The following is an 11,722-nucleotide window of genomic DNA, read 5'->3' as shown; positions in this document are numbered from 1 at the left end:
GCACATCAAGCCGGATGCTGCGGAACGGGCTTCTTATTGCCGGCGGCGCGAAACGCCCGCCAGTTCGGCCTGAAGGAAGGCGGAAACCACAACAGAATTCCGGCCATGGCGGCTGGCACGATGACCGCGAAGCGCAGGATCGAAAGCACGACGCCGCAGAAACCGACGATCCGTACGGCGGTATCCGCGCCGAAACGCGGCGCAAGCAGATGCCGGGCGATCGCCCCGCCATCGAGCGGAAAGGCCGGGAGCAGGTTGAGAATGGCCAAAACCGCATTCACCAGGGCGCCAAACCAAAGCGTCCATTCCAAAAGTGTGTCCGGTCTCGGCGGCGGCGAACTGAAAAGACCGTCCGGATCGACAGGCAGCAAGGGCCGGGCAAAAAGGCAATAGGCAGTTGCGAAACCTGCCGCCAGGATGATGTTCACCAACGGCCCGGCGAAGGCGATCCATGCCCAGCCATAGGGCGAAGCCGTGCCGGGCTTGAACCAGGCAATTCCGCCGAACAGGTACAGGTCTATCCGCTGGGTGCCGATGCCGCGCCGTCGCGCAGCCCAGACATGGGCAAGTTCATGCAGAAACACCGACAGGAACAGCAGCGCGGCGAATATGGCGGTGTGGATCAGGGCGACCTGGGGACGTCTCGACCACTCATGCAGGAACGGCAAGGCGGCGGGGATGGCAAACGTCCAGCTGACGTGAACGGGAATGTTCCCCTTCATCGTGAAGACGAACGCATCGTTCTTCCTGTCCCAGCCGAACCGTTGCAAGCCGCTTCCTCCGCCCGGTGCGACGCTAGAGCAATTCCAGGAAAAGTGTGAGCGGTTTTCCGTCCGGAATTGCGTCAAAACAAAGAGCTGGAGCGGTTCGCCGTTTCCTTCGACGGTGACCCGCTCCAGGTGACATTCTCGGTCCGCACAAAAACAAAAGCCCGACCGAAGCCGGGCTTTTGCATCGACGCTCCGCGACGTCCGCGATCTCAGCTCCTCGGCTTGCGGTTCTCCGGGTCGTAGAGCGGCTTGTAACCCACTCCCGCAACCTCGACCGGATAGGTCTCGCCGAAATACTCGACCTGCAGCTTGCGGCCTTCTTGGGCATAGGCCCAGGGCAGATACGCAAGCGCGATGTTCTTGCCGATGGTCGGGCCGTAGGCGACCGATGTGGTGAAGGAACGCCGGCCGAGCTCGTCGACCAGCGTTTCGCCCGTCGCCGGGTCCATCACCGGCATGGTGCCGACCGGATAGCGCGCGACGCCCTTGGAATCGGTGTTCTCGGTCATCACCAGCGTGCATAGCATCGCCGGCTGATGCTGGCGGGCGCGATACTCCAGATGCTTGGCCTTGCCGCAGAAGTCGTTCTCCTTGACCTTCGGACGGGCAAGGTCGGCCTCGAGCAGATTGTACTCGGTCAAGAGATCGGCGTTCTGCAGCCTCAGGCTCTTCTCCATCCGGCGCGTGTTGGCATAGGTCTCGACTCCGAACGGCATGACCCCGGTGGAGCGCAGCGCGTCCCAGACGGCAAGACCGTCCTCGTAGCGCATATGCAGTTCCCAGCCCTGCTCGCCGACATAGGAGATGCGGAAGGCCGTCACATCCTTGCCGCCGATCCTGATCGGCTTGATCGCCGCGAAGGGGAAATTCTCCGGCGTCAGGCCGTTCGGATCCTCGACCACCTTCTGCAAGGTCGTGCGGGCGTTCGGCCCCCAGATACCGATGGTGACGTATTTCTCAGTCACGTCGGTGACGGTGACATCGAAGCCTTTGTCCTGCGCGGTGCGCTGCATGTAGCGGAAGTCGCGCGGGCCGGCGTCGGCGCCGTCGATCACTCGGCAGCGGTCGGCCATGCGGATGACGGTGAAGTCGGCGCGCACCATGCCTTCCTCGTCGAGGAAGTGGGTGTAGATGCCCTTGCCGATATTGTTGTCGCCGCCGATCTTGGCCGCGCATAGCCATTCGAGCAGCGCGACATGGTCGGGCCCTTCGACGTCATACATCGAGAAATGCGACAGGTTGACGATACCGCAATCCTCGCTCATCGCCAGATGCTCGGCATTGGAGACACGCCAGAAATGGCGGTTGTCCCACTCGTTCTCGCGCACCGGCACGCGGTTGCCGTATTTCTCCAGGAGATGCTCGTTGGCGGCGTAGCCATGGGCGCGCTCCCAGCCGCCGAGTTCCATGAAATAGCCGCCGAGTTCCTTCTCGCGCTCCCAGAAGGGCGAGCGGCGGATGTTGCGGCCCTTCGAGAAGGGCTCGCGCGGATGGACGGCCGGATTGTAGACCTTCATCGCCGTCTCGGTGCAGCGATCCCAGATGAACTGTTCCTGCGTCTGGTGCGGGTAGAAGCGCGAATAATCGATCTGGTGATGGTCGATCGCGGTGCGGCCGTCGGTCATCCAGTCGGCGATGAGCTTGCCCATGCCGGGGCCATCCTTGACCCAGATGGCGACGGCGTACCACAGGCCCCTCACCTTCTGGCTCTCGCCCATGGACGGGCCGCCATCGGTGGTCACCTGCAGCAACCCGTTGAAGGAATGGCCTTCATTGTAGCCGAGCTCGCCCAGGATCGGAGTCAGCTCCATGGCCCGCTCCAACGGCGCCAGGATCTGCTCCATGTCGAGGTCGCGCTGCGATGGCGACAGCCGCGCCTCATGCTTTTCGAGCAGATCGCGCGGGTGGCAGAGGCGCGGGTTGGTCTCCTCGTAATAACCCCATTCGATCTGCCCGCCCTCGGCGGTCTTCGGATCGCCTGTGTCGCGCATATAGGCCGAATTGCCCTGGTCGCGCAGCAGCGGCCAGCCGATCTCCTTGCCGGTGCCGGCAAACTCGTTATAGGGGCCGAAGAAGGTCAGCGGATGGTCGATCGGCATGACCGGCAGGTCCTCGCCGACCAGCGCTGCGGTGAGCCGCCCCCAGATGCCGGTGCAGACCACGACATAATCGGCCTCGATCGTGCCGCGCTCGGTCACCACGCCCTTGATGCGGCCGTTTTCGACGATCAGTTCCTTGGCCGAGGTGTTGGCGAAAGCCTGCAGCTTGCCGGAAGCGACGCCCTGGTCGACCAGCTTGCCGGCCACCGTCTGCGAGCGCGGAATGACGAGACCGGCATCCGGGTCCCACAGGCCGCCCTGCACCAGATGCTCCTCAATCAGCGGGAATTTTTCCTTGATCTCGGCCGGCTCGATCAGCCGCGCACGGGTGCCGAACGCCTTGGCAGAGGCGATCTTGCGCTTGATCTCGTCCATGCGGGCATCGTCGCCGACGCGCGCCACCTCCAGGCCACCGACGCGCGCGTAATGCCCCATCTTCTCGTAGAAATCGATGGAGTAGAGCGTCGTCCAGCAGGAGAGGAAATCGTGGCTGGTCGTGTAGCAGAAGTCCGAGGCATGCGCCGTCGAGCCGATATCGGTCGGGATACCCGACTTGTCGATGCCGACGATGTCGTCCCAGCCGCGCTCGATCAGGTGGTGGGCGACGGACGCGCCGACGATACCGCCCAGACCGACGATGACGACCTTCGCCTTTTTCGGAAACTCTGCCATTGCCCGCGACTCCAGAAGCATAAAACGGGCGCGCCTGCGCCCTTTCGAATGGCGCACAATATGCAGAGGACGCGGATCGGGCTACCGCCTGTTTGCGACACGCCGCAGGTGCGGCGCGACCCCGCGTCCGGACTTGGCTCGGAATGGAATTCCTCTCAGGCGAAGGCCCAGATGTCCTCGGCCTGGAAGCCGACCTGATAACCAGCGGTCTTGAGCTTGACCACGACCTGGCCGATCTCGGCGGCAGGCAGCGCGCCGACCTCGATCTTGATCATGCGGGGGCGGTAACGCTCAAGGTCGAGCTGCTCGAACACCATCCAGTCGGCGCCCTCGCAGTCGACCAGGAAGGCGTCGATATGGGCAATGCCGTTGCGGTCGAGCAGCGTCTGCAAGGTCTCGGACGGCACTTCGATGTCCTTCAGATGCGGCGCGAACTTGTTGAAGTTGGCGTCGGCCTCGCCCCAGGCATTCTTGCCCGACATCAGATTGGTGTCGGTGACCGACGAGCAGCCGATGAACTCGATCGGCAGCGTGCCCGCTTCGAGCGCCGCGGCATCGAAAGTGTGGACGGTGATCGTGCCCCTGGTCTTCGTGACCGCCACCGGCTCGATGACGAAGCGGCTGGTGTCCGGGTAATTCGCGCGAAGCCGCTTCTGATTGTAGGGGATCGGCTCGACCAGCATGGCGCGCGCCCCGGGGATCCGGTGCAGCCAGGGCGTCACGTCGTCGAACAGCGCGCCGTCGCAAGCGCCGACATTGACCATCTGGAATGGCCGACCACCGAAACGTGCCCCCAAGGCAGCTTTGGCGAGGAATTTCGTGCCGTGCAAAGCCGGGCCGCGATCGAGCAGGCCTGCCGGGAGAACGAGCGACAGGAGAACGCGCGCGAGGCTGGAAAGCGAGCTCATGACTTGTCTCCGGGAACGGCCTGCAGCGCCGCGCGGCGCCCGCTCTGACTTGCGGCCGCCCACAGGGCCATCAACGGCGCGGCGAGCAGCAGGAAGGGCGGCAGGAGGTTGGGGAAGTAGATGCGGGTGTCGTGGATCGGGAAGACCGCGAATTTCGCCAGCACGCCGAGCACCAGCGCGGCCAGCAGGATGCTGGCGCGGCGATCCAGCCGGAAGCCGGCGCGCTCCAGCCCATACCAGCCGGCCAAAGCCAGTACCGAGACACCGACCCAGCTGTTGACGCTGATGGCGCGCACCACCGAAGCGGCGAAGGCCTTTAGATAAGCCGCGATCGAAAAAGGCGGTTCGAACCCGTCCATATTGTAGTGCTGCTCGATGCTGGAAAACCACAGATGCGGCCACCAGCCCGGGTGTTGCGCCCAGTGCGAGATGGCGAAATAGGCGACAAAGGAAGCAACGAAGCCGGCCAGCGCGCCCCATGCCCTCTCGCGGAAGGCGACGAGCAGCACCGCGAAGATGGCGAGGAAGACGATGTTGTCCGGCCTAGCCATGAAGGCGAGGAAAAGGAGGGCCGCCGTCGCTGCCTCGCGCCTGCGCACATAAGCAAAGAGCCCGCCAAGGAACAACGCCGAGCACAGAAGGTCGGGCGTCGAGGCGCGCGCCGCGTCGCCGAAATCGGCCATGATCAGGATCGCGCCGACGACCGGCGCCAGCGCCAGCGCGCCTTCCGCGCGCAGCCAGGCGAGCGTGATGGCGCCGAACAGCAGCACCGAAAAAACCTGCACCAGCCGCATCGCCTCGACCGGCGAGACGACTTGGCTGAGGCTGGACAGGATTTCCGCATAAAGGAACTTGATTCGGTACATGCCGAGCAGCGAATGAAAGTCGGCGGCGTTCTGCGCCATGTGGCTGCGGAAGCCGCCGCCATCGTCGGTCAGGGTCTTGTAGTCGCCGGCCGACACGCCGGCCTTGACCGTGCCGTAGGCGTAGTCATGCAGCGCCTGTTGATCGGGATAGGCGCCTTCCTCGGCGATCGCCAGATAAGGCAGCATGTCCCAATTGGCGTCGGCCATGAACCAGGCGGTCGCGGCGGTGAGCAGGATATAGAGCGAGAAGGCGACCGCTCCGATCGATGCTGCCCATTTCGCGTAAACCCCCTCGCCCCACGCCAGGCCGGCGCCGGTCAATCGTTCCAGCGGATTGGTCGGAGCGGACGGCCTGGTCAGCATGCTCGGCGGCCTCTTATTTACCGACCTGGCTTTTCACGAAATCCTTCACGATCGCCACGATGCCGCGCGACAACAGGCTGTCGAAGGCGTCGACGAAGCGGTCGACATGCTCGGGCCGGCAGATCAGCGGCGGCTCGAGCCGGATGACGTTACGGTTGTATTCGGTGAACGCGACGAGCACGTCGTAATCGCGCAGCAAGAGCGAGCCGACGAAGCCGGACAGCGAGCCCTTGAGCTTGTCGTCGAGCACGCTCACCACCGGACGCAGAACCATCGGCAGGGTCTGCGAGAAATCGTGGAACTCGAGCCCGATCATAAAACCCTTGCCGCGCACATCCTTGATGATCTTCGGATATTTTTCCTTCAGCGCCTTGAGCCGCTGCAGAAGGTACTCGCCGGTCGAGGCGGCGTTGTCGATCAGCCCCTCGTCATAGAGAACATTGATGCCCTCGATCGCGGTGACGCAGGCCTCGCCCATGCCGCCGAAGGTCGCCATCGCATGGATCATCGCCGTCTTCGGCGTGCCATAGGCCTTCATGTAGACGTCGCGCCTGGCGATCATGGCGCCGACCGCCGCCTTGCCGGCGCCCAGCGATTTCGCCAGCGCCGTCACATCCGGCACCACGCCGTAATGCTCAAAGGCATAGAAGCGGCCGGAGCGGCCATAGCCGCATTGCACTTCGTCGGCGACCCACAGCACGCCGTGCCGATCGCACAGCGCGCGCAGCTTCTGCCAGTATTGCGCCTCTGCCTGGATGATGCCGCCGCCGCCCTGGATGGTTTCCAACACGATGACGCCGATCTCGGGATCGCTCTTGAACAGCCGCTCGACGGCGTCGATGTCGGCGAAGGGCACGCGCACGACATTGTCCGTCACCTTGAAGTCGGCGCGGTAGAGCTGGCCGTCGGTGATCGCCAACACGCCCTTGGTCTTGCCGTGGAAGGAATTCTCGGCATAGACGATTTTCGGCCGCTTCGGCCCTGCGGCGCGCTCGGCGAGCTTCACCGCCGCTTCCATGGCTTCAGAACCGGAGGAGCCCAAAAACACCATGTCGAGGTCGCCGGGCGAGCATTTGGCGATGTTGTGCGCGAGCGCCGCCGCATATTGCGACATGAAGGCGATGGCGATCTCCTGGCGTTTCTCCTCCTGGAACTTTTTCCGCGCTTCCAGGATGCGCGGATGGTTATGGCCGAAAGCCAGCGATCCGAAACCGCCGAAGAAGTCGAGGATCTTGCGGCCGTTCTGGTCGATATAGAACATGCCCTCGGCGCGCTCGATCTTGACCTTGTGGAAGCCGAGCAGCTTCATGAAATGCAGCTGGCCAGGGTTGAGATGCGCCTTGAACAGGTCAGTGATGCGGGCGACGTCCATCGCCTTGGCCTGCTCGACGCTGATCAAATCGGGCTTGGCGATCGAAGCGGGCGACAGTGCCGGCGCTTCGACCAGCGTGCGCGCGCCTGTCTGTTCCGGCTTGGCCATGACAGTCATCTGAAAAATCTCCCCTTCGTCGCCCTATTCGGCAGGCACGTGTTCGGTGGCGAGGGCGTGGCCGTCCTTCTTGGCGCGGTATTCGCTGTAGGCGGCGATCAGCATGTCCTCGTCGTGATATTGCGGCACCCAGCCGAGCTGGCGCTCGGCCTTGGACACGTCGAGCACGCATTCCTCGTCGGCGATCAGATACTGCTCCGGGTCCATGATCGGCATGTTCAACAGATCGAGCAGGTCGAGCGTGCGCTTGACCGCCCAGCTGGGCGTCGGCAGCAGGATCGACTTCGAGCCGGCATGGCGGATCAGATCGCCCAGCAGTTTTTTGACTGGCGGCGGATTGAGCGAGCCGAGATTATAGGCCTCGTTCGGCACGCCGGCCTTCCAGGCCGCGCGGGCGGCCTCGGCGCAGTCGAACACCGAGATGAACTGGTAGGGATTCCGGCCCGAGCCGATCATCGGCACGGGAAGGCCCCAGTCGATCAGCTTGAACAGCTTTTCCAGGATGCCGAGGCGTCCAGGACCGATGATCAGGCGCGGCCGAAACAGCGAGATCGACATGCCGCGCTTGCGCCATTCGGCGGCGAGCTCTTCGGTCTTGAGCTTCGACAGGCCATATTCGCCGAGCGGCGCGACCGGATGGTCCTCGGTCATCGGCAGCACCACCGTGTGGCCGTAGATCATGTCGGTCGTGTAGTGGACGAGCTTCGAGGCGCCGGCCTTGTCCATCGCCTGGATGATGTTCTCGGTGCCGTGGAAATTCACCGGGAAGAAGAAGTCGTGCCGCTTGGCGCGCACCTGGATCGGCGACAGCATCTTGGCCGACAGATTGTAGACCATGTCGTCGGCCCTGAGCCCGACCGCCGCGACCGAGACCGGATCGGTGACATCGCAGGTGATGAAGCGCATCGAACGGTAATGCGGCAAATCGCTCTTGACGATGTCGGCGACCACGACGGTCTCGCCATCCGCGACAAGCTTGGGGGCAAGATGACGGCCGACGAAACCGTCGCCGCCGAAAATCACATGTCTCATCGAACGATCTCGCTTGTGCCGATCTTGTCGGGATTGATGGACGCGGTCCGATCCTCATGCCCGCGCCCACCCATTTCTCTGCCACTCTGGGCGATCAGGATCGTGCCGACGCAGACGCAGGCGATGCCTGCTATGCGCCAGCCATTGAGGTCCTCGCGGAAGACGAAATAGGCAAAGATCGCCACGGCGACATAGGCGAGGCTGAGGAACGGATAGGCGAAGCTGAGCTCGACCTTGGACAGCACATAGAGATGTGACGCCATCGAGATGACGAAGGTGCACAGGCCGAGGAACACCCAGGGGCTGAACACGATCTGCAGCAGCTTGACGAGCGGATTGACACCTTCGAAGGAGATCGGCCCCATCGACATCATGCCCTGCTTCAGCATCAGCTGCGCCGCGGCATTGGTCATGACCGTGAAGAGAATAAAGATTATGTATTTCATTGTTGCCACCCCGCCCTCGGGCGGTCCTATTACAAACCTGCAAATATTTCGTGAAGTCTCGACTTTGTTTTGAGTAAACCATGGCGTAACACTTCGCTTACCATGATCTATTCGACTTTTAGCTATTCCGCGGCTTCAGCTGTCCCTTGTCCGATCTCCAATCTCATGGCGGTACGCGCCCAGAGGCTTGACAGGAAAGCCGGGTCGCGAAGCGCCTCCAGCCGCTGCCATTGCGGGAACGACGCGGCGAATGTCTCGGGCCCCATCCTGGCGTCCTTGTAGGGGTTGACCGCCCCGCCCGCCTCGACCGTAATGCGGTCAAGCTCGGCGAGCAGCCGCAATGTCCTTTCGCCCCGGTTCGGGAAATCGAGCGTCAGCGTGTAGCCGGGCCGCGGGAACGACAGCAGCGCCGGCGAGCGGACATCGCCGAAGCGCTTGAGCACCGTCAGGAACGATCCCTGTCCCGCCCGCCGGGCCGTCTCGAGCTGCGCCGGCACGATGCGGCGCGCATTGGCCTCCGGCACCACGCTCTGATGCTGGAAAAGCCCACGCGGCCCGTAGAGCCGGTTCCAGTCGCGGACGCCGTCGAGCGGAAAGAAGAAACCCTGGTAGCCCGCCTGGCGTGGGGCCGTGGACTTGCCCTTTTTCCAGCGGTAGGCCGCGTTGAAGACAGTGAGGAAGGGCCGGTTCAGCACATTGAATGGCGGCTGCACCGGCACGGAAAGCCGGCTGCCGGCATTCGCGGCGGCGTGCGAGCCGTGCTCTGCGTGATTGCCGGTCAACAAAAGCCCTCGCCCGCGCCCGTGGCCGCCGGCAAGCTGGTCGATCCAGGCGACGGCATATTCGTTGGCCTGGTCGGCCGCCTCGGCAAGATCGAAGAATTCGCCGAGATCGCGAAACTGCGTCGCACTTTCCGTGATATCGAGCGACGGCACCCGCATCAGCTTGATCGATGCCGAAAGGATCAGCCCCGTCAGCCCCATGCCGCCGATCGTCGCCCCGAACAGGTGGACATTGTCGGTCTGCGAGCAGCGATAGGTCCGGCCGTCGGACCTGAGCAGCGTCAAGACCTCGACATGGCTGCCGAAGGTGCCTCGCCGGTGGTGGTTCTTGCCGTGAACGTCGTTGGCGATCGCGCCGCCCAGCGTCACGAACTGCGTGCCTGGAACCACGGCTGGGAAGAAGCCGTAGGGCGCGGCATAAGCGATGATGTCGCAAAGCAGCGTGCCGGCATCCGCTTCGAGCACACCGGTCTCTGCGTTAAAGGAACGGATGCGGTTGAGCGACCGCATGTCGACCACCACGCCGGCAGCGTTCTGGCAGCTGTCGCCATAGGAGCGGCCGTTGCCGTAGCCGAGCAGCGATCCCGGCCTTGCCGTGCCGCCTTTCAAAAGCGCGATAGCCTCATCCGCTGCAATCGTGTTGCGCGCAGGCGGCGTCGCCCGTCCAAAGCTGCCGAAGCGCTCTTGGCCCATCACCAGCCTCCGGCGACGAGGAAGACCGCGCCGATGGCGACGACGATCTGGCTGCGCCAGTCGCGGATGATGAAGACGACCGGGTCGTCATGCATCTCGTCGCGCCGGGCGAGGATCCAGACGCGCATCGTGAGATAGAGCACGATCGGCGCCAGCGGCCATATCAGCCAGGGATGCGGGTAAAGCTCGCGCACCGCCGGGCTATCCATATAGAGCGCCAAGACCAGCGCCGAGGAGAAGGCCGACGCCATGCCGGCCTGGGCGACGATCTCCTGGTCCTCGGTGCGGTAGCCGCGGCCGGCGATGCGCTCGCCCGGCGGAATGGCGGTGGTGCGCAATTCGACGAAGCGCTTCACCAGCGCCAGCGACAGGAAGAAGAAGATCGAGAAGGCGAGCAACCAGAAGGAAACGTCGACGCCGGTGGCGGCCGCGCCCGCCAGCACGCGGATCGTGTAGAGGCCGGCAAGCGTCAGCACGTCGATCAGAAGCATGCGCTTGAACGATAGCGAATAGGCAGTGGTGACGACCAGATAGCCGGCAAGCACGCCGAGGAATTCGATCGGAAGGAAGAGGCCCGCCGCGACGCCGATCGCAAGCAGCGCCACGATCGCGCCCATGCCGAACGGAATGGACAATGCGCCGCTGGCGAAAGGCCGGTTGCGCTTGGTCGGATGCTTGCGGTCGAGGGCCAGGTCGAAGAAATCGTTGAGGATGTAGATGGCGGACGCCACGGCGCTGAAGGACACGAACGCCAGCAGGCATTCCCAGATCATATTGGGATTGAAATATTCGTGCGACAGCACCATCGGCACGGCGATCAGCGCGTTCTTCAGCCACTGATGCATGCGCAGCATCTTGACGTAGGTTGTGAGCGTCGGCTTCGGCGCCGGCACGGCCTCGGCTTGATGCGCCTCCCGCCAGCGCCGGGCGCTGCGGTCGGGCGCCACCACCAGCGCGTTGCGCGCGGCATCGAACACTTTGAGGTCGTGGCGGCTGTTGCCAGCATAATCGAAGCCGGCATCGCCATAGGCGGCGACCAGAGCGGCGCACTTGCGGCCCGAGGTCATATTAGTCGGGCCGTCGGTCGCCAGCACGCGATCGAAAATGCCGAGATGTGCCGCGATGGATTCCGCAAACTTGCGGGGGGTTCCCGTCGCCAGCACGATTTTGCGGCCCTCCCGATGCTCGGCGCGCAAACGGTCGATCAATTCCTGGCGGTAAGGCAGCGAGGCCGGGTCGATGTCGACGCGCAGGGATATTTCCTGCTTAAGCCGCGCCGGACCGCCCGTCAGCCAGAGCGGCAGCAGAAGGAAATAGAGCGGATTCTTCTTGAGGAGGATGAACAGGCCTTCCCACAGAAGGTCCGTTGCAACCAACGTACCGTCGAGATCGACCGCGAGCGGAATTGCGTTCCTGTCCGACCTCGCGTCCATTGTCCTGCCCCGATCGAGCGCAGGATCCCGGAACTCCGCTCTCGGAAAGGACCACGCGCCAATTCAACCCACGCCGTGTGCCGGCGTCCTTGGGGCAGATATAGCCGGGGATGACGCAGCGAACGTTAAAACGTCCGGTTGCAGAGCATGGTCATACCGGTTTTTCGGG

General features: G+C 63.7%; 9 protein-coding genes. All 9 read right to left on the bottom strand.

Features of this window, described 5'->3' with window-relative positions:
• Positions 1-5: 5 nt before the first annotated feature.
• Entirely contained in the window at positions 6-770 is a 765-nt protein-coding gene (locus EN852_RS07075; protein WP_127874250.1) for a site-2 protease family protein, read from the bottom strand.
• Positions 771-979: 209 nt separating this feature from the next.
• Positions 980-3,541 (bottom strand): FAD-dependent oxidoreductase, encoded by a 2,562-nt coding sequence (locus EN852_RS07070; protein ID WP_127874251.1) that lies wholly within the window; start codon positions 3,539-3,541, stop codon positions 980-982.
• A 155-nt stretch (positions 3,542-3,696) separates the two neighbouring features.
• Positions 3,697-4,449, bottom strand: a complete 753-nt coding sequence (locus EN852_RS07065) for an FkbM family methyltransferase (RefSeq protein ID WP_127874252.1) — start codon at positions 4,447-4,449, stop codon at positions 3,697-3,699.
• Positions 4,446-5,678, bottom strand: a complete 1,233-nt coding sequence (locus EN852_RS07060) for a hypothetical protein (protein ID WP_127874253.1) — start codon at positions 5,676-5,678, stop codon at positions 4,446-4,448. The genes EN852_RS07065 and EN852_RS07060 overlap by 4 nt, the downstream gene beginning before the upstream one ends.
• 13 nt (positions 5,679-5,691) lie before the next feature.
• Complete coding sequence (locus tag EN852_RS07055) at positions 5,692-7,158, bottom strand: aspartate aminotransferase family protein (RefSeq protein ID WP_189545782.1); 1,467 nt, start codon at positions 7,156-7,158, stop codon at positions 5,692-5,694.
• A gap of 33 nt (positions 7,159-7,191) precedes the next feature.
• Positions 7,192-8,199 carry an NAD(P)-dependent oxidoreductase gene (locus tag EN852_RS07050; RefSeq protein ID WP_127874255.1) on the bottom strand — a complete coding sequence of 336 codons (1,008 nt, stop codon included), beginning with the start codon at positions 8,197-8,199 and terminating at the stop codon, positions 7,192-7,194.
• Complete coding sequence (locus tag EN852_RS07045) at positions 8,196-8,645, bottom strand: transporter (RefSeq protein ID WP_127874256.1); 450 nt, start codon at positions 8,643-8,645, stop codon at positions 8,196-8,198. Before EN852_RS07045 ends, EN852_RS07050 begins: the two co-directional genes overlap by 4 nt.
• Before the next feature lie 122 nt (positions 8,646-8,767).
• Positions 8,768-10,120, bottom strand: a complete 1,353-nt coding sequence (locus tag EN852_RS07040; protein WP_127874257.1) for an FAD-binding oxidoreductase — start codon at positions 10,118-10,120, stop codon at positions 8,768-8,770.
• Positions 10,120-11,553: a UbiA family prenyltransferase gene (locus EN852_RS07035; RefSeq protein WP_127874258.1), complete on the bottom strand. Its 1,434-nt coding sequence runs from the start codon at positions 11,551-11,553 to the stop codon at positions 10,120-10,122. Before EN852_RS07035 ends, EN852_RS07040 begins: the two co-directional genes overlap by 1 nt.
• Between the last annotated feature and the right edge of the window lie 169 nt (positions 11,554-11,722).

It is taken from the genome of Mesorhizobium sp. M2E.F.Ca.ET.209.01.1.1 (genome assembly GCF_004010375.2).
Taxonomy (GTDB): Bacteria; Pseudomonadota; Alphaproteobacteria; order Rhizobiales; family Rhizobiaceae; genus Mesorhizobium.
The sequence above is the reverse complement of the archived record's forward strand: the minus strand, read 5'-3'. Positions and strand labels throughout refer to the sequence as shown.

Coding starts and splice junctions, on each gene's coding strand:
- EN852_RS07070 (WP_127874251.1), bottom strand. CDS start 3,541: ATGGCAGAGTTTCCGAAAAAGGCGAAGGTCGTCATCGTCGGTCTGGGC.
- EN852_RS07065 (WP_127874252.1), bottom strand. CDS start 4,449: ATGAGCTCGCTTTCCAGCCTCGCGCGCGTTCTCCTGTCGCTCGTTCTC.
- EN852_RS07060 (WP_127874253.1), bottom strand. CDS start 5,678: ATGCTGACCAGGCCGTCCGCTCCGACCAATCCGCTGGAACGATTGACC.
- EN852_RS07055 (WP_189545782.1), bottom strand. CDS start 7,158: ATGGCCAAGCCGGAACAGACAGGCGCGCGCACGCTGGTCGAAGCGCCG.
- EN852_RS07050 (WP_127874255.1), bottom strand. CDS start 8,199: ATGAGACATGTGATTTTCGGCGGCGACGGTTTCGTCGGCCGTCATCTT.
- EN852_RS07045 (WP_127874256.1), bottom strand. CDS start 8,645: ATGAAATACATAATCTTTATTCTCTTCACGGTCATGACCAATGCCGCG.
- EN852_RS07040 (WP_127874257.1), bottom strand. CDS start 10,120: ATGGGCCAAGAGCGCTTCGGCAGCTTTGGACGGGCGACGCCGCCTGCG.
- EN852_RS07035 (WP_127874258.1), bottom strand. CDS start 11,553: ATGGACGCGAGGTCGGACAGGAACGCAATTCCGCTCGCGGTCGATCTC.